Below are 22,221 nucleotides of genomic sequence, written 5' to 3' on the forward strand. Positions count from 1 at the left end.
CCCTTGCGCGGCCGCCGAACCGCACGCCAACACCCCATGCAGCGCGGCGCGCACGGTTTCCGACTCGGCGCCGCGAGGAAGAGAATCGGCCAATTGTTTGACCAGCTTGGCGCCCTCGGCCTGTAGGTATCCAAGTGTGGCGTTCAGGGCGAACTGGCTGGTGCTGCCGGTAACGTTGGCTGACGCCGCGGCCAAGATGACGGTCAGTGCCTGCTACCCGGTGCGTCTTGAATCTCAATGGTTCCGCCGCTGATGGCGCTGTATGTGCGCGAGCGAGCATCGCCTCTGGCGCCGCGGGCACCGAGCTACCCCATGCCGCCACCCGGCGTATAAGCATTGATGCTTGATCATGATGAACAAACAGCACATAGGCCAAGGGCCGTATTTGCGGCCCTTGGCCTTGGCGGCTATGGCTACTGCTCTAGATCGAAATCCGCGTCTATGCGATCCACTTTCATAGCAACCATTTTTCCATCGAGGTAGCCAAAGTCACTTAGCAACATGTCGTCTTCAAAGGTCAACTCCCCAGACTCCAGGTAACGGCCATTTAGCCTGCCAGTGATGACATAGGAAAATGTATTTCCTACGCGGACAATCGACGGCTCCAAGCCGTCAGGACGTTCTTCAACGGTGTAATCATCGAAGAGATTCAATTCAACTGGATAAGACGAACCCACCTCAATCGCAAAATTGTATGCAAAGCAGGTTAGCTCAGTGTTGCCAATCTGAAGCATAACCTCTCCTTCGACACTCTCGCCTAAACGCAGAATTTTGGCTTGATAAATCATGGCACGGGCTTAATAACCTTGTCGAGCGAAGAACCATTTAGCATATCCCAGAAACTTTTACCACTCTCCACATGAATGGTGGTAATTGTCCCGTTCGTATTCGTCCCAACAAAACCAAACTTGGCAGTACCGTTAGACGAATTACCCATGAACTGAACGTAGCCGGTTCGCATTTCTCCTGCTGGCTTGTAGAAATACTCCACCTTCTGCCCGTTTTGCATGATGTCTTTGCCGACGTGAAGATATTCATCAGCATTTTTTGCGCCAAACGCTGCACCATGCTTGTTGAAATGATCGAGCAGTTTCGCGTCATCTGCGAAGTTCGCGCCGGTCTTCGCTACGCCCGTTCCCCCCTTTGCCACCTGAGCCGCCGCCAACTGTCTGGCATGCTCCACCGTCGGCGCATTGGAAAGAACTTTGGCCAGATCACCCAGCTTGTCGACTGCCTTGACGCCCGGCACTATCCCCAACACCGCAAAGAAGTAGTTGGCCTCCTCCTGGCTGGCCACAGTGTGTCCGGTGATCAGCTCGTACGCCGAGCCGGCCATCCCCGGCACTGCCAGTAACCCGCCCACCGCATCGGCCAGCAAGGCCACGTGTGCGGACGACATCTGCCCCAGAACTTGCGACAGCCCTGAGGCACTTTGTACGTCGTACAGGGTCATCAGCGCGTCGATCTTCGCCGATGACGCGTCCAGCGTCTTGATATTCTTCTCGTAGGCCTCGTTGCTTATCTGCCCACTGAGCAGCGCCTGCTCCAGTTCGGCCCGTTGCGCGGCAGTCTCCTTCGCCACCGACGTCCGGTTACGATAGAACGTATTGTTGTCGGCCTCGATGCGCGCCGCCGCGCTGGCGGTGGCGGCGTCTCCTCCGAGTCCGGTGATCACGCCGGCGACCAGGCCGTTCAGCAGGTTGCTTCTCGCCTCCACCTCTTCCGCAGTAGCGCCTGGCTCGGGCTTCAGCAGATAGCCCAGCACGCTGCTCAGGCTTGCTCCAGCGGCGCCGCTGCCGCAGGCCGCCCCTTGCGCGGCGGCCGATCCACATGCCAACACCCCATGCAGGGCAGCGCGCAGCGTTTCCGACTCGGCGCCTTGCGGAAGCGCATCGGCCAACTGCTTGACCAGCTTGGCGCCCTCTGCTTGCAGGTATCCGAGCGCGGCGTTCAGAGCGAACTGACTGGTGCTACCAGTTACGTTGCCTGATGCCGCGGCCAGGATGACCGTCAGCGCCTGTCTCGATGTGCTGCCAGGCGCCCATTGCCTGGTCTGCTCAAGTTGCGCATTCAACGCCGCCAACCTGGCAGGGTCCGCGCTATCTTCCTTCGCGAGTTCGGCCGCGATTTCCTTCTTTATCGCACGGGCCTCCAGGTCGGCTTCCTTGGCCCGATTCACCAGAAACTGCCCCAGCTGCCGGTTCGCCTCGGACACGATCTCGAAGCCCGCTTCGATCTGCTCCTTGTCGAAGATCGGATCCAGCGTGTTCAGCGTGTCCGACGTATCCCGGTTCACCGACGCCACGGCCTGGTCTGCCGTCTGCCCTGTCAGCGCCTGCTGCCCGGCCTCGTCGCGGATCTCGATCGATCCGCCGCTGATCGCGCTTTGCGTGGTCGAACTGGCGTCTCCGCTGGCCGCGGCCACTACCGGCGTGCCCAGGCCCAACCCCCCGCCGGTGCTGGGCACCGAGGTTCCATGCTCCTTGGTAGCTCCGCCCGCGACTTCATTGTCTTTGGTGGCGCCCAGGTCATCAGCGCCGCCAAAATTCACGCCGCCGCCCACCGCGATCTGGCTGGCGCTGTAGTCGGCCCGGTTCTCGATGTCGCGCACCACCAGCGTGCCGGTCGACAAGCTGTTCAGCGCGTCGGCCACCGCCTGCTGGCTGCTGGCGATTACCCCGCCCACCAGCGTCGTGTTGTCGCCCACCTTCAACTGGAACCCGCCGTCGCCGGCCCACAGGCCGGCCTGCTGGGTCACCGAGTCGTACTCGCTGTGCATCTTGCCCGTGCCGGCGTTGGCCGACACGGATCCGACCACGCAGCCCGTCACGCATGCCGAGGCGCCAAAGCCGACGCTGCTCTGCTCGCTGTCGTAGCGGCTGCTGTCCTGCAGGCTTTGCACCAGCAGGTCGCCGCCGATGTCGGCCACGATCTGCTCGGCCTTGCCCGCCGCGCCCACCAGCGAAGTGTCGCCGCCGGACTGCAGGGCCAGCGTGTTGCCGGCCGTGATGGTGGTGGGAGTCCAGGTGGTGTCCTTGCCGTTTTCCGTGCCCCGCGAGGCCGACACGCCGGCTTCTGCTGTGATACCCGCGCCGTTCGTGCCCAGGCTGATGCCGACGCCGATGCTCGCCCCGCTGCTCTTGCTGTCCGTCTGCTGCGACGCGCTGTTCTTGGCCGCCTGCAGCAGGATGTCGCCCTCGGCCTGCAGGACGGCGTTGTTGCCCGCCGACAAGCCTGACCCGGTGACCGTGATGTCGGACGCCTGGCCACCGCCTTGCGCCACGATGGCCAGGTCGCGGCCGGCGGCCACGGTGGAACCCATGGCCATGGACGACTTGCGCTCGGTGGTGCTGCTGCTCTTGCTGGTGCCGAAGCTGATCTTGATGCTGGCGCCGCCGGCGGCGGCCGGGTCCTTCATGACCGCGTCGTAGGCATTGGACGCGGCCAGGGCGGTGGTGGCGCCCGCCAGCCCTTGCATGACGGCGTTGTCGGCCTTGCCGGCGGCTTCGCCCATGCGCTGGGTGGTCTGCATGGCGCTGGCCAGCGGCGTGCTGGCCGTTACCGTCAGGCCGGTTTGCTTGATTTCGTGGAACTCGCGTTGCCAGGCCGTGTCGGTAACCGACGCGATGTCGATGTTGCGGCCGATCAGGGTGACGTCGCCCTGGCGGGCCAGCACGTTGCTGCCGGCCACGGTCAGCGTATCGCCCGCGTTGACCAGCGTGTCGCCCTCGACGCTGCCGATGGTGCTGGCGGTATGGAAGACGCGCTTGCCGTCCAGGCTGTCGGTCTGTTCGTACTTGCCGTAGCTGATGCCGCCCAGGGCGCCGAAGCCGGACTTCTTGATTTTCTCGTACTGGTAGTCGTCGGCGGTGTTTTTGCCGGCCACGATGTTGACGTCGCGGTCGGCGGACACCACAAGGTCGTTCTGCGCGGCAAGGTTGGAGCCCGCCACATTGACGTCGCGCCCCGCCATGACCACCGCGGTGTCGCCCGTCAGCGTGCTGCCCTGGGCCTGGGTCCAGTCGGTGGACTTGATCGTGTGCGTGCTGCTGCTGGATAGGAAGCCGCGGGTCTTGTAGTAGTGCTCGTCGCGCGCATAGCCGCTGGCCTGGCCGGCGCTGACGGTGATGTCGCGGCCGGCCGCCGCGGCCAGTTGGCCGCCGGCGGTGACCTCGGCAGCGCGGGCCTTGATGTCCTGGCCGGCGATCAGCGCCACGTCGCCGCCGGCGGTAATGGCGGTGCCGATTTCGGAAGCCGTACGCACCTTGGAGTTGTTGCGCTTGCCGTATACGTAGGCTTCGCTGTGGCTTTGCGTGACGGTGCCCAGGTCGATGTCGCGGCCGGCCTGCAGGCGCGCATCGTTCTTGATGGCCAGTTCGGCTGCGGTCAGGCGCAGGTCGCGCCCGGCGGCCATGTCCAGGCTGCCGGCGTCGATCTGCGACAAGCCGCCCAGGTTCACGCCCGAGGTCGCGCCGTGCTTGAACGAGGTGGTGGTGGAGGTCAGCGCGATATCGTTGCCGGCAGACAAGGTCACGACGTCACCCTTGATCAGGGCGGCGATGTTGGCCAGGTCCTGTCGCGCGGCCAGATCGACGCTGGTGGCCCGGATGCTCCCGCCAGCCTGGTTGAGGATGTTGTCCGCCGTGATGACCGTGGCCTCGCGCGCACCGATCGTGCCCGAATTGACGACATCGCCGTCAGCGTTCAGGCTAACGTTGCGGCCCGCCATCAGCGTGCCATCGCCTTGCAGGTCGCCGTCTCGCACCAGCAGGTACACCTGCGGCACCAGCACCTGTTCAGTGGAGCCGTCGGGCAACGTCACGGTTTGCGCCACCAGCCACACCAGGTCGCTGGTCAATTGGCGCTGCTGCGCATCGGTCAGGGCCGTGCCCAGCTGAACACCGTGCTGCGTGGCAAACTCGGCGCCGGCTTTGAGCAGCGCCTGGTATTGCGCGCCCGCGTCCGCGTAGTCTTCAAGGAAACGTTGCCCGGTAGTGGCCAATATCTGGTCGGACACCAGTTTCTGTTCATAGAACCCGTCGCCCAGCCGCCGCGGCTGGCCCGAAGGGGTCAGGAACGGCGCGCCGTCGGGCATGCCCGCCAGTTCGCCGGCCTGCCGCAGCAGGTCCAGCAGGTAGTCGCTGGATACGAACGGGCGCTGGCCGGTGAATTGCGGATCGGTCGCCACCAGGTATGGGGCATCGGCCGCGTGGTCCACCACGAAAAGCTGGCTGTCGGGCACCTGGGCCGGCGACGTGACCGTGCGCACTTCGCCGTCGCCGGGCAGCGGCAGGCTGCCGATCTCGACCGGCGGCAGGGCCGCGCCGATGTCGCTGCCGGCCGGGGCGGACCCGTCCAGCGCCACGGTCTGGTTGCCGCCCGCGCCCGCCACCGCCAATTCGATGGGCGTTGCGGAAACAGTGCCGGTGTAGGGCTGGGCGGGGTCGTACTCGCGGTCGTCGTCTTCTTCGTAGGTGCGCGTGGCAGTGCCCTTGAGCACCACCCGGCGCTCGCCGGTGGCCCCGATGTTCTGGATGGCCGGCCCGTCGATGGCCAGGGTGCCGCCGGCGGCGATCTGGCTTTTGTCGTTGATGACGGCGCCGGCCAGGCTGGCGTTGCCGCCCACCAGGATCTTGCCGGGGTCGGTGGACACGGTGCGGCTTTCGGTGACGGTTTCGGTGACGCGATAGATGGTGATGTTCTTCACCATGCGCGAATCGAAATCGGCGTTGAATGCATGGATACGGTCGTTCAGCGCGGCATAAGGCGCCTGGTAGGCCGCCAGTCGGGCCTTGTACGCGGCCTGCTGGGCCGAGGTTGCCGGCGGCGACGGCGGCGTGGGGGGATGCGACCCGGCGGGCGGCGTTACGCCGAACACGCTCCAGATCCTGGCGCTGGGCGAGTAATAGTATTCGGCGGGCTGCGTGCCGCAGGTCTCGCCGGCGTCCCCGCCACCAGAGCACACTTCCCTTTCGGCCTGATAGGCCGGATAGATGGGCGACGTCTTGCCACGCTTGCCTTTCTTGTTCAAGGCATAGTCGAACGGCGGGCCGTAGCGCGACTCCGGGTACTTTGACGACGGCCGCAGCATGCGCCGCTCCTGGTCGTCGCCCAGCCAGTTCGGGTTCTTGCTGCACGCCGGCGTGACGAGGTCGCACAGCCAGGTGGTGGCGCCGTCGTACATATCGGTGCTGCCTTCGGGCCGGTAAAACACCTTGGGCGTGGAACTCACCTGTACCAGCTCACTGGCGAAATGATTGTTCAGGTTCTGGATCGACGCCGCCGATATCGCGGCATCGCCGGCGGTTTCAATGGTGGCCGAGGCATTGACCAGGCTGTCGGCCTGCCCGGCAGCGCGGCCGTCGGCGTCCAGCGCGCCGCCGATGCGCAGGTCGGCGCCGGCATAGATCAGTGCGTGCTCGCGGTTCGTCAGCGATTTCACGCCCAGGTCCAGGTCGTGGCGGGCGGCGATGACGGCGGCGCCGGACGGGCCGGCATCGTTGAGCAGGGTGTTAGCCTGGATGGCGATGTCGTCGCCGTAGATGCGCCCCACGTTGATCACGTCGGAAGCCGTGATACGCGTGGCCGCGCCGTCGATCAGGCCGGCGTTGTGCAGGGCCTGGGCCACGTTCAATGTGTTGGCGCGGCCTGCCAGCAGTTGCGCGCCCGCGGCGTTGTCCAGAGTGGCGGCTGTTACCGCCAGGTCGCGGCCCGCGGACGCCTGGCCCTGGTTGTTCAGGTGTGCGCCCACGGCCAGGCTCAGGTCGCGCCCGGCCACCAGCGTGCCGTCTTGCGCCAGGGACCCGGCCACGGTCACGGCCAGGTCGCCGCCCGCGTTGATCGTGCCGACGCCATCGATGGCCTGGGCTCGCAGTGCCAGCCCGTCGTCGGCCAGCAGGCGCCCATCGGCGTTGCGCAAAGACGCGGCGTCGATGTCGGCCGAACCTTGCGAGGACACCAGGCCGCCGGTGTTGAGCAGTTCGGCGGTGGCCACGCTCAGCGACCGGGCGGCGGCGATCGTGCCATCGCCGCTGTTGTGTACCTGGTCGCGCGCCTGGATGGAGATATCCTGGGCCGCCAGAATGCCGCCCTGGTTGCGCAGGGTGTTCGCCTTGATGGTGGCGTTACTGTTCGCGGCGATGGACCCGCCGGTGTTGTCCAGCGCATCGGCGACCAGCAGCATATCGGTGCTGGCCAGTGCCGTGCCGCTGTTGACGATCTGGCCGGCATGCAGGGCCAGGCTGCCGGGCTGGGTCAGCCTGCCGTCGGCATCTACACCGGCGGCCAACTGGCCAGTGTTTTGCAGCGTGCCGGCACTGGCGGCAAGATCACCGCCCGACAGCACCGTGCCGGTGTTGTCCAATGCGCCGCCAGCCGACAGCGCCGCGGCGGTTGCACCCGCGGCAACGCCGGCATTGGCCAAGGCTGCGCCCGCGGCCAGCGCCAGGGCGCCGGCGCTTTGCACGCGCCCCGTCGAGGCCACCGACAAGTCGCCCGCGGCGGCCGCATCCAGGCCACCCTGCGCCGCCGCCACGCCGTTCAACTGAACGTGGCGGCCGGCCCGCAGGCGCATGTTTTGCCCGGATGCCAGCGTGCCCTGCCCGATCAGGTCGCCGCCGGCCTCGGCCGCGAGTTCGCCATCGGCCTGGATGTGGGCCTGCGCCCCCAGGCGCACGTCGCCCTGGGCACTGCGCAAGGCCAGATCCCCTTGCAGCGCCGCCGCCGTGCCGTCCAGCTGCACATCGTTGGCGGCATCCAGCGTCAACGCCTGCCCGGCGACCAGCGTGCCCGCCATGGCCACGCTGTCGTCCGCCTGTGCGGCCAGGCTCTGGCCGGCCTGCGCCAGCCCGTGCTCGCCCACGGCGAGCTTGCGGCCCGACCAGACAAGATCGCCGTCGGTGGCGGCCGAACCGTTGATCCAGGCGTCGCGCACCGTCGCCAAGGCTAGGCCTTCGATGGCGGTGACTGTGCCGTCCAGCCGCAGATCCTGTCCGGCTTGCAGGGTAGCCGCGCCGGCCGCCTGCGCCCGCGCTTGCCGGCCCACAAAGATATCCTGTCCGCTGGTGACGGCCAGGCCGCCCGTACCAGTGTCGCCCAGCGCCGCGACCAGGCCATTCAGCTCGGCGGATTGGGCAGCATGCAGCGCCAGGGAGTCGCCCGCCGCGACAGTGCCGTCTACCACCAACCCTTGGCCGGCATCGGCGCCAAGGCGCTTCGATGCCTGCGCGCGGCCCTGCTCGCCCACGGCCAGTTGGCCGCCTGCCTGCAGGTCCAGGTCGCCGGCCAGCGCGGTGGCGATGCCGTCCAGTTGCAGGTCGCGCGCCGCCGTGATGATGGCGGGCGAACTGGCGGTGACGACGCCGCCCTGCGCCACGGCGACATCCTGGCCAGCCGACAGGCGCAGCATGCCGCCGCTGGCGGCGGCCGTTTCGGCGGTGCCCGCCGTGCCGGCCACCCGCAGGTCGCGGCCCGCCGCCATGTCCAGGTTCTGGCTGCCTTGCGCCAGGCCGTTTTGCCGCACGGCGATGTCGGTGCCGGCGTCCACTTGCAGATTGCGGTCGGCTACCGCGGTTCCGGCCAGGTCGACGGCGCCGCCGGCGGACAAACGCAGGTCGTTGCCGGCCAGCAGTTGGCCGGCAACCGACACATCGCCGGCGGCATGCACGGCCAGATTGCCCGCCGCGCTGGCGTTGCCGCTGGCAGTCAGGGCGCCGCCGGCCGTCAAGGCCGTATCGCCGTCGCTGCGCATTTCGCCGGCCAGGGCCAGCCAGCCGCCCGCCCGGGCATCGATGGCGCCGGCAGTGTCGATCTGCCCCGCCACTCCAATGTCCAGATGTCGGCCGGCATGCAGGACGGTGTCGCCGTCCACGCCCAGCTTGCCTGCTGTGCCGACATCGCGCCCGGCGCGCACCGACACATCGCCGCTGGATGCCAGCGTGCCATCCAGTCGCACGTCTTGCGCAGCCAGCACGGCCACGCCGGCGCCCTGCAGGCGGCTACCGGCGTCCATGTCGAGATCCGCACCGCTTTGCAGGCTTAGTGCGCTTGCCGATTGCAGCGTGGCGGTCGGCCGGATGCGCACATCGCCGGCGGCCGACACCTGCAAATCACCTGTCAGCGCCACCAGGTTGTTGCCGATGTTCACGCCCAGGCCGGCCTCGGTGCCAACCAGGCGTATGCTGTTGGCATACATGCCGCCCAAGGCGGCCGTGTCCAGGGCGAACTCGGGCGCGGGCCCCTGGGCGGCGCCCGCGGCCACCTGGCCGCTGCCATAATCGACGCGGCTGGCCCCGGCCACCAGGTTCAATTGCCGTGCCCAGACGCTGGCGTTGATTTGCAGCGAACGGGCCAGCAGATCAAGCTGCGTGGTTTCGGCGCCATACAGGCCGTCGCCTTCGATGCGCAATTGCCCCGCCGCCACATCGAAGCCGATGCGGCCATCGGCCCCCAGCTGCGGCCGGCCCGTCGTCAGTGTGGCGCGGTTGGCATTGAGAAAACCGCAGCCATTGCAGGTAATGCCCGCGGGGTTGGCCACAATGACATTGGCGCGATGGCCCGCGACTTCCAGCGTGCCCAGCAGCTGGCTCGGATTGGGCGCCGTGACCTGATTGAGAATCGTGGTGGCGCGCTGGTTGCCCAGCATGGGGTTGCCGCCGATCTGGCCGGCCAGACGCGTCTGGCTGGCCCCGCCGCTGTTGTTCAGCACGACGCCGGACTGCCCCACGTTGAACCGGGTGTACCGGTTGTTCGATACCCCGCCGGCCGAAGGCGGCGCAATGTTCACCACCGGCACGCCGTTGCTCACGCCCACCACGGGTTTCGGGCCCGACACGTTCTTGTCTACCGAGATCGGCAAGGTTTGCGCCAGCACCGGCGTCCAGACCTGCGTGATCAGGATCAGCCAGACAGTAAGGGAACGGAACTTGGACATATGATGAACAGGAATCGAAAAAGCGCGACAGCCGCCGGCCGCCGCGCTGGCGGATCAAAATTCAAATATCAGGGCGGCCGCGAATACGGTGGATGCGGTCTTCAATGATTCAGGCTTGTGCAGCGGCCAACCTGCTGAAAAGTCATAACTGGCGTTGAGGTAAGGCATGGACAGGGTGCCGCGCAGCCCCACGGCCGCGCCCACCAGCGTGCGCCCCGACAGGTATTCGGCCGACGGCCCGCCGACGCGGCCCACATCCAGGCCGGCATACAACTGCTGGCCTGGAATACCCAGCGGCCCCAGGTTCAGCGACAGGTCGTTGCGCAGGCTCCAGCCGTCTTCGGCGGCCAGCGTCATCTGGCCGTCGAAGCCGCGCACGGTGTACCGGTTGCCGATCGTGTAGTAGTCGGCGGGAACGATGGCCGTCTTGGCATGCTGGATCTGCCACGTTCCTTGGTAGGCGAGTGGCTGGCCGGCTATCTTGAAAGGCGCGTAAAGACCTGCGTTGGCCATGACGATGGTGCTGCGCCCATCCCAATCGGGGTCGCCATAAACGTAGCCCGGGCGATCCGACCAGCTGGGCAGCGTGCCTTGCACGCCGCCGCCGATATCCAGCACCGCCGGCCCCAGGTATTGCCGATGCCCCAGGTTGAAGCTATAGCCCGTGACATCGCGGCGCTGTACTTCGATGTCGACATCGTTCAGGGTGCTTGAAACGCGCTTGCGCGACAGGCTGAACGATGCATTGCCCTTGTATCTAGTACCCCGGTACGGCACCACCGACACGCCCGCCTGCACCTGTCTGGTGGTGCCGCCGTACACGATGGGGTCTTCGAAACCCGCCACGGTCTGCCGATAGGTAGACTTGCTGGCGCTGGCGAACAAGGCCCAGTAGCCGAATGGCACGTTGTAGTTGATGGATGCCGCGCGTGTGTTGGCCTGGCTGTCGCGCCAATGCGCATTGCTGTTCCACGAGACCGATAGCTGGTCGTACAGGAACAGCGGCGAATCCAGCGTCAAACCGGCGTTGATCTGGTATTTGCCGATGGCATCCAGGCCGGCGTTGTCGCCCCCGGCATAGGCGTGCCAGCGCTTGCCGCTGCCAGGCCTGATCAGCAGATCGGATTCGCCCAGACCCGCCCCCGGCGCCACATCGATGGCCGCGTCGGCCTGGCTGCCCAGGCGGCGGATGTTTTCCAGCGCCTGGTCCAGGTCGGGCTGGCTGACCATGTTGCCCGGCCCGGCGGGCACCACCGTACGCCACCACCCGATGCCGCTTTCGTTTTTGACGGCGGCAATGCGGCCCGGCACGTAACGCAACGCCAGTTGGCCAGCGGCCAGCGACTGCTCGGGCACCAGCACGCGCGAGGTGATCAGGCCATCATCGACCAGCAAGCCCAGCAGGTAGTTTTGCAAGGCGCGCAGCCCGCCCGCGCCCACGCACTGGCCCAGGGCGGCCTGGCTTGCCGCGCGGACACGATCGGGCGGGGCGGGGCCGTCCCAGCGGACCTGTGTGATGGCGAAGCAAGGTTGTTCGGCCGGAAACTGCACCGGCACCGCACTGCTGCCCGATGGATCGGCCGAGCGGACATCGGGTCGCTGGCTGGCCCGGGCGCGCTGGGCGTCGAGTTCCTGCGCCTGGCGCCGTTCTATATCGATGGCGCGGGCGGCGGCGTCGGGCAGCGGCTGGGCCGCGGCATTTGCGGCCATCAGGGCCAGAACAGCCACGGCGCCACCGCGCACCCATGAGCCACCGCGCGCCATTTCGCTGCGCATCGCGTGCCTCCTTTGAGTTTTGCGGGGAGACTAACGCGATTAACGGTTATTTGTACCTGAACTTAACTGTTATTAACTAATAACGTCAAATTTGCTGATTTTCCGCAAACCACAGACAGCGGCTGGCGTCACGAAGAAACCATGAAAAAGCCCCCTTGCGGGGGCCGACTGACACGGTGGCGGACAAAGCCGCCAGCAGGCAGGTTTTACACCGAGAACGACGAACCGCAGCCGCAGGTGGTGCTGGCGTTGGGGTTGCGGATGACGAACTGAGCGCCTTCGAGATCTTCTTTGTAATCGATTTCCGCGCCGACCAGGTACTGGAAGCTCATGGGGTCGACCAGCAGCTGCACGCCGTTCTTGTCGAGCACGGTGTCGTCTTCGTTGACGGCTTCGTCGAACGTGAAGCCATACTGGAAGCCGGAACAGCCGCCGCCCTGCACGAATACGCGCAGCTTGAGTTCGGGGTTGCCTTCTTCGGCCAGCAGGTCTTTGACCTTGGCCGCGGCGGAATCGGTGAAGATCAGCGGCGACGGCGGCGCCTGGAGATCGACGGTTTCGGTGACTGCATTCATGGTGGAGCTCCTGGCCGCGAACGGCCGTATCGGGTGGGCGGCCGCGCCGCCACTATGTAATCACTATAGCGCAGACGCAGCGGGGTTCAAAATTCCAGTTTGACGTTGCGCGAGGCGCGCACGGTACTGCCTTCCAGCACACTGATGGTGACGGTTTCGGGGACAAATCCCGCCGGCAGCTCGAGCACGCCCTCGCTGCGCTGGTATTGGTCGAATTGCAGGGCCAGCGGCCCGCCCGCGGCGGGCGCCGCCCCCGGCTCGGCCGGGGTGTCGGCCTTGACTTGCATGGGTGCCAGGTCGACCGACACGGTTTCGCCCTTGAGCACACCGGCGGCCTGGAAGCGCAGCGTGCCGATGAACGGCGTGTCGCTGCGGCCGCTGCGCATCAGCAGCACGCGGTATTTTAACCCCTGCCCCACGCGCTGGATCTCGGCGCCGCGAATGTCCACCGCCCCTTCGGGGCCGGGCGGCAGCAGTTGCTCGAAAAATGCCAGCCGGTCGCGCACCCGGCCCAGTTCGTCCTGGGCCGAATGCAGCTGGATTTCGAGTTCCTGGCGGGCGGCGCGCTCGACGGCGATCTCGCCGTCGGCCGTATCGAGCTGGGCGCGCAGGAAGCGGCTTTCAGCCTGGCTTTGGCGGATGGCGGCATCTTGCGCGGCGGCCTGCTCGGCCGTCACCACCACGGTGTTGGTAGCCGCCGCCGATTGCTGCCCTTGCCGATAGCCGGCGGCCGCCCCGATTGCCAGCCCGACGGCCAGCACGCACAGCAGCGCCAGCCAGCGCCATAGCGGGCGGGGACGGGGCGCGGCGGTGGGTTCGGGCAGGTGTTGCATCAAATCCGCCTGGCCGGCCCCGGCAGGGGCGGGCCAGGCAACGGCTTACGGCAGAATGGCGACCTGGTCCAGGCCGGCCGATTCGGGCAGGCCGAACATCAGGTTCATGTTCTGCACGGCCTGGCCCGAAGCCCCCTTGACGAGATTGTCCTGGATGACCAGCACGATCAGCAGGTCGCCGCCATTGGGACGCTGCACGGCAATGCGCAGGTTGTTGGAAGCGCGCACCGAACGGGTTTCGGGCAGGCTGCCGGCCGGCATGACGTCGACGAAGTGCTCGTCGGCGTAGCGCTTTTCGTACAGGGCCTGGAAGTCGGTGCCCAGGGCCTCGGGCCGGATGCGCGCGTATAGCGTGGAGAACATGCCGCGGATCATGGGCACCAGGTGGGGCACGAAGGTCAGGCCGACCTTGCCGCCGGCCAGCTTTTCCAGCTGTTCGGAAATTTCGGGGTGATGGCGGTGGCCGGCCACCCCGTATGCCTTGAAGTTGTCGCTGGCTTCGGAAAACAGCGTGCTGACTTCGGCCTTGCGGCCGGCGCCCGACACGCCGGACTTGCAGTCGGCGATAAGGGTCTGGGTATCGACCAGCGCGGCGCCGTTTTCGAGCAGCGGCGCCAGGCCCAGCAGCACGGTGGTGGGATAGCAGCCCGGGTTGCCGATGACACGCGCCTTGGACACGGCCTGGCGGTTGAGTTCGACCAGGCCGTAGACCGATTCGGCCAGGATGTCGGGGCACGCGTGCGGCATTTTGTACCAGCGCTCGAACGTGGCGGTATCTTGCAGGCGGAAATCGGCGGCCAGGTCGATGATGCGGGTGCCGGCGGCCAGCAGTTCTTGCGCCTGGGCCATGGCCACGCCGTGCGGGGTGGCGAAGAACACCACGTCGCAATCGGCCAGGTTGGCCTTTTCGGGCGTGGAAAACGCCAGGTTCACGCGGCCGCGCAGGTTGGGATACATGTCGGCCACCGGCAGCCCGTCTTCTTTGCGGGACGTGATGGCGGTGAGCTCCACATGGGGGTGCTGCGACAGCAGGCGCAGCAGTTCGACGCCGGTGTAGCCGGTGCCGCCGACAATGCCGACCTTGATGCGGGAATTCGATGCGTGGGCCATGGTGAAGATGCTTTCGTAGGACGAAAAAAGATTGTATCGCTTCGCGCGCGGCGCCTGCGGCCTGCCCTAAAACAAAAAGGCCGCTTTCGCGGCCTTTTTGCAGGACATTAGCGCTTGCTGAACTGCTTGCGCCGACGTGCCTTGCGGAAGCCGACCTTTTTACGTTCGACTTCACGGGCGTCGCGGGTGACGAAGCCAGCTTGCGACAGCGCGGACTTGAGGGCCGCGTCGTAGTCGATCAGGGCGCGCGTGATGCCGTGGCGCACCGCGCCGGCCTGGCCGGTTTCACCGCCACCGTGCACGTTGACCTTGATGTCGAACGATTCGAGGTGGCCGGTGAGCTCGAGCGGCTGGCGCACGATCATGCGGCCGGTTTCGCGAGCGAAGAATTCGTCGACGGGCTTGCCGTTGACGATGATCTTGCCCGACCCTTTCTTGATGAAAACACGAGCCACCGAGGTTTTGCGACGGCCGGTTCCGTAGTTCCAGTTACCGATCATGGCGTTTCCTTAGATATCCAGCGGCTTGGGCTGCTGAGCGGTGTGCGGGTGCTCGGCACCGGCGTACACCTTGAGTTTCTTGATCATGGCGTAGCCCAGCGGACCCTTGGGCAGCATGCCCTTGACGGCCTTCTGGATGGCGCGGCCGGGAAACCGCTGCTGCAGTTTCTCGAAGTTCGTTTCACGGATACCGCCCGGGTAGGTGGTGTGGCGGAAGTACTTCTTGTCTTGCGCCTTGTTACCCGTGACGACGATATCGGCAGCGTTGATGATGACGATGTAATCGCCGGTATCAACGTGCGGCGTGAATTCAGGTTTGTGCTTGCCACGCAGGCGGCGTGCGACTTCGCTGGCCACACGACCCAGGACTTTGCCCTTGGCGTCGATCACAAACCAGTCACGTTGGACTTCATGCGGCTTGGCCACAAAGGTCTTCATGATTGGTTCCTAAAAGGTGAAAATTTTTCTTGCCGGAAAAGCCGGGCAAGAATTTTTTCCCGTTCCGTCGTGCTTTGGGGGCATATTTGATGCGCACCCGCAGCCGGCCTAAGCGTTATTAACCGCCCGTGCTACCCGACCGGAATGAGGGAAAGCTGATTATTCTAGCACGATTGCGCAAATATTGGGCAGAGACCACGCGCAGACAGTCTGTGTGCCGGCAGGTGTCTGGCTCCGAAGGTGCCAGACACCGCGTTGTGTGCCGTTGCTGCAACATGGCACATCCCGGTGTCTGACACCCTGCGGGAGTCAGACACCTGGGGGTGAGGGGGGAAGCGCGCAGCGCTTCGGGGGGTGGGCTTACTACTTCTTGGCAGCCATGGCCACGCCCAGGTACTGGTCGTACGAACCTTCGGCCAGGCGGAACCACGGCACCACGCTGTCGCGGAAGCCCATGTAGTTGTCGTACAGGGTCTTGAACTTCGGGTCTTTGTCGGAGAATTCCTTGTAGACCGTCTGGGCGGCCGCGTACGAGGCGTCCATGACCGAGCGCGGGAACGGGCGCAGCTCGGCGCCGGCGGCGATCAGCTTGCGCAGCGCGCCGGGGTTCACGGCGTCGTAGCGCGAGGTCATGGCCACGTGGGCCACGCGGCTGGCGGCCTCGACGATGGCCTGGTACGACTTGGGCAGGCCGTTCCAGGCGCCTTCGTTCAGGTACAGCGACACCTGCGGGCCGCCTTCCCACCAGCCCGGGTAGTAGTAGTACTTGGCGACTTTGTTGAAGCCCAGCTTTTCATCGTCGTACGGGCCGACGAATTCCACGGCGTCGAGCGTGCCCTTTTCGAGCGAGGGATAGATGTCGCCGCCCGCGATCTGCTGCGGCACCACGCCCAGGCGCGACAGCACTTCGCCGGCAAAACCCGCGGTGCGCATCTTCAGGCCCTTCAGGTCTTCGACCGACTTGATTTCGCGGCGGTACCAGCCGCCCATCTGCACCCCGGTGTTGCCCATGGGGAAGTTGATGATCTTGTGCGGCGCGAACATTTCGCGGGTCAGCTTCATGCCGTCGCCGTCGAACATCCAGGCATTCATCTGGCGGGCGTTCAGACCGAACGGCACGGCCGAGTCGAAGCAGAAAGCCGGGCTCTTGCCATAGTAGTAGTACGAAACCGTGTGGCCGCACTCGATGGTGTTGTTGGACACCGAATCCATGACCTGCAGCGCCGGGACGATTTCGCCGCCGGGGAAGTGACGGATGGTGAACTTGCCGCCGGAAGCCTCGTTGACGAACTTGCAGAAGATTTCGCCCGTGCCGAACAGCGTGTCCAGGCTGCGCGGGAAACTGGACGCCATGCGCCAGTTCAGGGTGGGCGCGTCCTGCGCGAATACCGGCGCGGCAACCGCGGCGCTACCCGCGACGGCGCCCAGGCCGGCTTGTTTCAAAAAGGAACGACGTTGCATGTTATTGGCTCCTCGGTGGCAACTCGGTATGGGATATCGCTAGCGATACCTGGCGGATATTACACGTTGTTATAACTCCGCTCTATGGGGATTTCCGGCGGGGGCCGGTGTCGCCGTGGTAGGGGCTGCAGTCTGGCGCATTCGGTGTCTGGCTCTCTGGCGAGAGCCAGACACCGGCCCGGGAGAGGGCTTCGGGGGTGGGCCCTTAAATTCCCGCGATGGCCATCTGTTCGATCAGGATGGAACCGGTGCGCTTGGTGCCGCGCGCGATGGTGTCGGCCCCGACCGCGACGATCTGGCTGAACATCTGGGCCAGGTTGCCGGCGATGGTGATTTCCTGCACGGCGTGCTGGATCTGGCCGTTTTCGACCCAGTAGCCGAAAGCGCCGCGCGAGTAGTCGCCCGTGACGTAGTTGACGCCCTGGCCGATGAGCTCGGTGACCAGGAAACCGGTGCCCAGCTTGCGCAGCATGGCTTCGAAATCGTCGCCGGCGCGGGTATGGCGCGAGGACAGGGTCAGGTTGTGCGACCCGCCGGCGTTGCCGGTGGTGGCCAGGCCCAGCTTGCGCGCGGTATAGCTGGACAGGAAATAGCCTTCCAGCACGCCGCCGGACACCACGCTGCGCGCCCGGGTGCGCACGCCTTCGTCGTCGAACGGCGAACTGCCCATGCCGCCGCGCACGTGCGGGTCTTCGGCGATGTCGATATGGTCGGGGAAGATGGGCTTGCCCAGCGAATCGACCAGGAAACTGGCCTTGCGGTACAGCGCGCCGCCGCTGGTGGCCTGGGTGAAGGCGCCCAGCAGGCCCAGGGCCAGCGGCGCCTCGAACAGCACAGGAAACTTGCCGGTGCGGATGCGCCGGGCCGACAGGCGCGACAGGGTGCGGTCGGCGGCGTAGCGGCCGATGGCCTCGGGAGAGGCCAGGCGCGCCGGGTCGCGTTCCGAGGTGTACCAGTAGTCGCGCTGCATGTGGTTGCCGCGCCCGGCGATGGGCGCCACCGACAGGCTGTGGCGCGAATACGGGTAGCCGCCCAGGAAGCCGCGGGTGTTGCCCATGACGAACTGGCCCTCGTAGGTGCCCACCGTGGCGCCATCGGTGTTGGTGATACGCGGGTCGACCGCGCGGGCGGCGCGTTCGGCGCGCAGGGCCAGTTCGGCGGCCTGCTCGGTGGTAACGGGCCAGGCGTAATGCAGCGCCAGGTCGGGAATATCGGTAGCCAGCTGGTCGGCGTCGGGCAGGCCGGCGGCCGGGTCGGCGGCGGTGTGGCGCGCGATGTGCCAGGCGGCCTCGACCGTCTGGCGCAGCGCCGCCTCGGAAAAATCGGAGGTGGAGGCCGAGCCGCGGCTCTGGCCGGCGTAAACGGTGAGGTCCAGCGAGCGGTCGCGGGTTTGCTCGACGGTTTCGATGTCGTTTTTGCGCACCGACACCGACAGGCCCAGGCTTTCGGAGACTTCGGCGACGGCGTCGCTGGCGCCGATGCTGCGCGCGTGCGCCAGCACCTGCTCGACCAGTTCGCTGAAGCGCGCATGGTTGGCGGCCAGGGGAAGAGAGGAGGCGGGAGTGTTGACCATTGCAGTCCAGTGTACAGAGACGGTTATCATAGCCAAGTCTGCGTTTGCGCTGTTCCCATGACTTCCCCTATTCCCGATCCGGCGGCCGAGGCCGATTTTGACGATAACGGCTACGACCGGCCCAGCAAGTCGCAGGTCAAGCGAGAAATGCATGCCCTGCTCGACCTGGGCAAGCAGCTGATCGACCTGCCCGACGACCGCCTGAAGCAATTGCCGCTGGCCGAGCGCCTGTACGAGGCCATACGCCTGGCCCAGCGCACCACCAGCCGCGAAGGCCGGCGCCGCCAGACCCACTTCGTGGGCAAGCTGATGCGCGATGCGCCCGCCGACGAGATCCGCGCGCAGCTCGACACCTGGCAGAATGGTTCGCGCGAAGAAACCGCCGCCATGCACCGGCTGGAAACCCTGCGCGAGCGGCTGCTGGCCGACGACGCCGCCCTGACCGAGCTGCTGGACGCCCATCCGGGCGCCGACGCACAGCAGTTGCGCGCCACCATCCGCGCCGCCCGCAAAGAAGCGCAGCAGAATGCCGCCCTGCAGCCCGGGCAGGAGCCCCTGCGCAAGCATTACCGCGCGCTGTTCCAGGCCCTGAAGGCGCTGGCCGCCTGACCGGCCGGCGCCCGTCTTTACCCCTGTCTACTCTTTTTTCCCGATCATGAGCGCCGAACCCGCCCTGCTGGACAGCATCGAACTCGAGACCGCCCCCAATCCGACCCATGCGGTGATCTGGCTGCACGGCCTGGGCGCCGACGGCAACGATTTCGCCCCCATCGTGCCCGAATTGCAGCTGGGCGCCCACCCGGCGGTGCGCTTTGTTTTCCCGCATGCGCCGGTGCAGCCGGTCACCATCAATGGCGGCATGGCGATGCGGGCCTGGTACGACATCCTGGTCACCGACCTGGTGCGCCAGGAAGATGCGGCCGGCATCCGGCAGTCCGAGGCCGCGGTGCGGGCGCTGATCGCGCGCGAGAATGCGCGCGGCATCCCCACTTCGCGCATTGTGCTGGCGGGCTTTTCGCAAGGCTGCGCGATGACGCTGCACACCGGCCTGCGGCTGGAAGAAAAGCTGGCCGGCCTGATCGGCCTGTCGGGCTACCTGCCGTTGCTGGACGCGGCGTCCGCGGAACGCCATCCGGCCAATGCCGACACGCCGATTTTCCTGGCGCACGGCACGTTCGACCCGGTGGTGGCCCTGCCAAGGGCGCAGGCCTCGCTGGCGCAGCTGCAGGCCCTGGGGTATGACGTGCAATGGCATACCTATCCGATGCCGCACTCGGTGTGCGGGCCTGAAATTGCGGATTTGGCTGGGTTTTTGCGGGGTGTGCTGAGGTAATCCACCTGGGGGGAGTCGGATTCCTCCTTCTGGACGTTGCGGCGGGGCGGGGCTGGGGGCGGGCTTCACGGAGCCGATCGGCCGCGGAGGCGGCCGACCGGTTCCGTGAAGCCCCGCCGGCTGCCTGCCCCCCAACCCGACGCCATCAAAAACAACCACCCTCCATAACCACCCACCTACTGTTTGGAACCCAACCCCAGCCAAACCCTCCGCATGGTGGGATCTTCGGGGTCGGGGTCGTTGGTGAAGCCCAGGCGTGTCATCAGGGTCAGCATGGGCCGGTTGTTGGCCAGCACCAGGCCGTCGATGTATTCGAGCCCCTGTTCGCGCGCGGCGTCGATCAGGGCTTCCATCAGTTGGCCGCCCAGTTTGCGGCGCTGCCAGTCGTCGCCGATGACCAGGGCGTATTCGGCCCCGCGGCCGTCGGCGTTGCGCAGGTAATGCGCGAAGCCGATGATGACTTCGCGCGGATGGCCGCGGTTGGCGGGGTTGGGCACCTGCGTGGTGGCCACCAGCGCCAGTTCGCGGTGGTAGTCGATTTGCGTATAGCGCGCCACCATGCGCGGCGTGAGTTCGCGCATCATGGACACGAAGCGCATGTAGCGCGATTGCTCGGACAGGCCGCGGATGAATTCTTGCAGGGTCTGGCCGTCTTCGGGGCGGATGGGACGGATGGTCCAGGCCGTGCCGTCGTCGAACTGGCGGGCGCGCACCAGGCGCGCCGGGTACGGATGGATGGCCATGTGCGGGTAGCCGCTGGCCTGCGGCGTGGCGCAGGCCGGGTCGGCGCACAAGGTAATGCGCAGGCCCGCGGCGCGCAGCTGCGCTTCGCCCGCGTAAAGCGGGTCGATGTCGAGCGATTCGATGTCGGGCAGTTCGGAAATCAGTTCGGACACGTGCACCAGCGCCTGTTGCACGGCCTCGGTGGCGGCGCCGCTGATCTGCGGCGCCAGCACGCGGCGCCAGGCGCGGCTGCGCTCGATGAGCTGGCTTGCCAGGAAACCGTTGAGAGGGGGCAGGTCCATGCCGCGGTCGGTGCCGCTGGCCAGCACGGCGTCGGGGCCGCCGGCGCCGAACTGGATGATCGGCCCGAAGCGCGGGTCGCGCCGCACGCGGATTGCCATGGGGCGCGATTCCGGTTCGCCGGGCAGCACGCCGGACGGCACGTCGCGCAGCGGCACGTAAAAGGCGTCGAGCACGCTGCGGCATTCGGCGGCGGACAGGCTGAGCCGGCCTTGCCCGCGCGCGCCGTCGAGCACGGCGCGCGCGCGGTCGATGTGGGGCAGGCGGCTGGGCGGCTCGGGCGGCAGGGTTTGCAGCAGCAGCTGCTGGTTGTAATAGTGCGTGGCCAGCACGCCGAAGGCGTCGGCGGCGGACTCGGGCGTGCGGAACGCCGGGGTGCCGGCGTCGTCGAGCATGCGGCGCAGCGGGCGCATGCCGGCGTCGCCCATGAAACAGCTGACCACCGGCTTGTGCGCCTTGGGCGCGATCAGGGCCAGCTGGCGCGTGACGGCGCGCATGTCGGCCAGGGCATCGGGGGCCAGCAGCACCAGCACGCCATCGACGCCGCTGTCGTCGAGCAGGCGGTCGAGCACGGCCTGGATGCGTTCGGGGGTAAGCGGCACATAAGTAATGACCGGGTTGTCGATGGCGGCGTCGGGCTCGAGCAGCTCGGCCAGCGCGCGCCGGGTGGGCGGCGCCAGGTCGGCCTTGAGTACGGCCGCGTCGGGGCCGATGAGATCGAGCGCCAGCTGGGGCGGCCCGCTGCCATTGGACAGCAGCGCGACGCGGCGGCCGCGCGGCCGCCGCGTGTAGCCCAGCACCTTGACGGCCGAGAACAGCTGCACGAAGTACCGCACCCGCACCGCGCCGGCGCGCCGCAGGGCGGCGTCGAGCGCGGCGTCGCTGCCGGCCGGGCCGTCGCGGCCGGCCTTGAGCACGATGACCGGCTTGACGCTGGCCGCGGAGCGCAGCGCGCTCATGAATTCGCGCGCGGCGCCGACGTCTTCGAGGTGCAGCACGATGCTGTCGGTGCGCGGGTCGCTGGCCAGGAAATCGAGCACCTGCGCCATCCCGACCGCGGCTTCGTCGCCCAGAGACACGGCGGTGGAAAAGCCGATATGGACGTCTTCGGCCCAATCCATGACCGCGGCGGTGATGGAGCGCGACTGCGCCACCAGCGCCACGCGGCCGGCGCGCGCCAGGGAGGGATGCTGGCTGAGGTTCAGGCCCGCATGCGGGCGCTGTGCGCCGAAGGCGCGCGGGCCGAGCAGCTGGCAGCCGGTTTCGTGGGCCCAGGCGCGGCACAGCGCCAGCGTGCCGCCGGGGTAAGGATCGGGCAGTTCGTGGGGCAGCACGATGGCCGCGCAGGGCCGCAGCGGCGCCAGGCGGCGCAGGGTTTCGGGCAGGACGGCGGGCGATACGCAGACCAGCGCCAGATCGGGCCGCTGGCCTTCGTCCAGGCCGGCGCAGGCGGCGGGCATGTCGGGGGCCAGGCCTGGCTGGGCGTCGACCCGCGTAGTGCGCTCGCGCAGCCCGGCGGGCAGCGAATCGGCCACCGGCAGTGGCCGGTCGGCCACGATGAGCAGCGATCGGGGCTCGAACAGCGGGGCGAGAGCATGGCGCAGCATGAGCAGAACGGGCGCTATTCTAAAATAAGGCCATCGTAACAAAGACCGGCGCGCGCTCGCC

At 67.0% G+C, this 22,221-nt stretch carries 13 protein-coding genes; 2 read left to right on the forward strand and 11 right to left on the reverse strand.

Going from position 1 to position 22,221, the window contains the following annotated elements; translation table 11 throughout:
* Window positions 1-413: 413 nt before the first annotated feature.
* The 10 genes from J2P76_RS15370 to pmbA all read right to left on the reverse strand — a co-directional run bounded on the left by J2P76_RS15370 (window position 414) and on the right by pmbA (window position 18,197).
* On the reverse strand, window positions 414-788 hold the full coding sequence (locus J2P76_RS15370; protein WP_207408554.1) for a hypothetical protein: 375 nt from the start codon (window positions 786-788) through the stop codon (window positions 414-416).
* On the reverse strand, window positions 785-9,931 hold the full coding sequence (locus J2P76_RS15375) for a hemagglutinin repeat-containing protein (protein ID WP_207408555.1): 9,147 nt from the start codon (window positions 9,929-9,931) through the stop codon (window positions 785-787). The genes J2P76_RS15370 and J2P76_RS15375 overlap by 4 nt, the downstream gene beginning before the upstream one ends.
* Window positions 9,932-9,985: 54 nt before the next feature.
* Window positions 9,986-11,707 (reverse strand): ShlB/FhaC/HecB family hemolysin secretion/activation protein, encoded by a 1,722-nt coding sequence (locus tag J2P76_RS15380; protein ID WP_207408556.1) that lies wholly within the window; start codon window positions 11,705-11,707, stop codon window positions 9,986-9,988.
* Between the two features lie 206 nt (window positions 11,708-11,913).
* On the reverse strand, window positions 11,914-12,282 hold the full coding sequence (gene erpA, locus J2P76_RS15385) for an iron-sulfur cluster insertion protein ErpA (protein ID WP_012247619.1): 369 nt from the start codon (window positions 12,280-12,282) through the stop codon (window positions 11,914-11,916).
* Between the two features lie 86 nt (window positions 12,283-12,368).
* Window positions 12,369-13,115, reverse strand: coding sequence for a DUF6776 family protein (locus J2P76_RS15390; RefSeq protein ID WP_242697380.1), 747 nt, complete (start codon window positions 13,113-13,115; stop codon window positions 12,369-12,371).
* Window positions 13,116-13,160: 45 nt separating this feature from the next.
* A complete protein-coding gene (gene argC, locus J2P76_RS15395) occupies window positions 13,161-14,225 on the reverse strand; it encodes an N-acetyl-gamma-glutamyl-phosphate reductase (RefSeq protein WP_207408557.1) in 1,065 nt (354 codons plus the stop codon).
* A 107-nt stretch (window positions 14,226-14,332) separates the two neighbouring features.
* Window positions 14,333-14,725, reverse strand: a complete 393-nt coding sequence (gene rpsI / locus J2P76_RS15400) for a 30S ribosomal protein S9 (protein WP_207408558.1) — start codon at window positions 14,723-14,725, stop codon at window positions 14,333-14,335.
* A gap of 9 nt (window positions 14,726-14,734) precedes the next feature.
* Window positions 14,735-15,163 carry a 50S ribosomal protein L13 gene (gene rplM, locus J2P76_RS15405; protein ID WP_207408559.1) on the reverse strand — a complete coding sequence of 143 codons (429 nt, stop codon included), beginning with the start codon at window positions 15,161-15,163 and terminating at the stop codon, window positions 14,735-14,737.
* Window positions 15,164-15,526: 363 nt separating this feature from the next.
* Window positions 15,527-16,624 carry a TRAP transporter substrate-binding protein gene (locus tag J2P76_RS15410; protein WP_207408560.1) on the reverse strand — a complete coding sequence of 366 codons (1,098 nt, stop codon included), beginning with the start codon at window positions 16,622-16,624 and terminating at the stop codon, window positions 15,527-15,529.
* Between the two features lie 205 nt (window positions 16,625-16,829).
* Window positions 16,830-18,197 carry a metalloprotease PmbA gene (gene pmbA / locus J2P76_RS15415; protein WP_207408561.1) on the reverse strand — a complete coding sequence of 456 codons (1,368 nt, stop codon included), beginning with the start codon at window positions 18,195-18,197 and terminating at the stop codon, window positions 16,830-16,832.
* 57 nt (window positions 18,198-18,254) lie between these two features.
* Here pmbA and yjgA point away from each other — a divergent pair, with 57 nt between their 5' ends.
* Window positions 18,255-18,806, forward strand: coding sequence for a ribosome biogenesis factor YjgA (yjgA, locus tag J2P76_RS15420; RefSeq protein WP_207408562.1), 552 nt, complete (start codon window positions 18,255-18,257; stop codon window positions 18,804-18,806).
* Between the two features lie 46 nt (window positions 18,807-18,852).
* Window positions 18,853-19,530, forward strand: a complete 678-nt coding sequence (locus tag J2P76_RS15425; protein ID WP_207408563.1) for an alpha/beta hydrolase — start codon at window positions 18,853-18,855, stop codon at window positions 19,528-19,530.
* Between the two features lie 176 nt (window positions 19,531-19,706).
* Here J2P76_RS15425 and J2P76_RS15430 read toward each other — a convergent pair whose 3' ends face one another.
* A complete protein-coding gene (locus J2P76_RS15430) occupies window positions 19,707-22,160 on the reverse strand; it encodes a GNAT family N-acetyltransferase (RefSeq protein ID WP_207408564.1) in 2,454 nt (817 codons plus the stop codon).
* Window positions 22,161-22,221: the final 61 nt, after the last annotated feature.

The organism is Bordetella petrii (assembly GCF_017356245.1).
GTDB lineage: Bacteria > Pseudomonadota > Gammaproteobacteria > Burkholderiales > Burkholderiaceae_B > Bordetella_A > Bordetella_A petrii_D.

What these genes read in the sequence shown, in the direction of transcription:
- J2P76_RS15370 (WP_207408554.1), bottom strand. Translation starts at nt 788, where the DNA reads ATGATTTATCAAGCCAAAATTCTGCGTTTAGGCGAGAGTGTCGAAGGA.
- J2P76_RS15375 (WP_207408555.1), bottom strand. Translation starts at nt 9,931, where the DNA reads ATGTCCAAGTTCCGTTCCCTTACTGTCTGGCTGATCCTGATCACGCAG.
- J2P76_RS15380 (WP_207408556.1), bottom strand. Translation starts at nt 11,707, where the DNA reads ATGCGCAGCGAAATGGCGCGCGGTGGCTCATGGGTGCGCGGTGGCGCC.
- erpA (WP_012247619.1), bottom strand. Translation starts at nt 12,282, where the DNA reads ATGAATGCAGTCACCGAAACCGTCGATCTCCAGGCGCCGCCGTCGCCG.
- J2P76_RS15390 (WP_242697380.1), bottom strand. Translation starts at nt 13,115, where the DNA reads ATGCAACACCTGCCCGAACCCACCGCCGCGCCCCGTCCCCGCCCGCTA.
- argC (WP_207408557.1), bottom strand. Translation starts at nt 14,225, where the DNA reads ATGGCCCACGCATCGAATTCCCGCATCAAGGTCGGCATTGTCGGCGGC.
- rpsI (WP_207408558.1), bottom strand. Translation starts at nt 14,725, where the DNA reads ATGATCGGTAACTGGAACTACGGAACCGGCCGTCGCAAAACCTCGGTG.
- rplM (WP_207408559.1), bottom strand. Translation starts at nt 15,163, where the DNA reads ATGAAGACCTTTGTGGCCAAGCCGCATGAAGTCCAACGTGACTGGTTT.
- J2P76_RS15410 (WP_207408560.1), bottom strand. Translation starts at nt 16,624, where the DNA reads ATGCAACGTCGTTCCTTTTTGAAACAAGCCGGCCTGGGCGCCGTCGCG.
- pmbA (WP_207408561.1), bottom strand. Translation starts at nt 18,197, where the DNA reads ATGGTCAACACTCCCGCCTCCTCTCTTCCCCTGGCCGCCAACCATGCG.
- yjgA (WP_207408562.1), top strand. Translation starts at nt 18,255, where the DNA reads ATGACTTCCCCTATTCCCGATCCGGCGGCCGAGGCCGATTTTGACGAT.
- J2P76_RS15425 (WP_207408563.1), top strand. Translation starts at nt 18,853, where the DNA reads ATGAGCGCCGAACCCGCCCTGCTGGACAGCATCGAACTCGAGACCGCC.
- J2P76_RS15430 (WP_207408564.1), bottom strand. Translation starts at nt 22,160, where the DNA reads ATGCTGCGCCATGCTCTCGCCCCGCTGTTCGAGCCCCGATCGCTGCTC.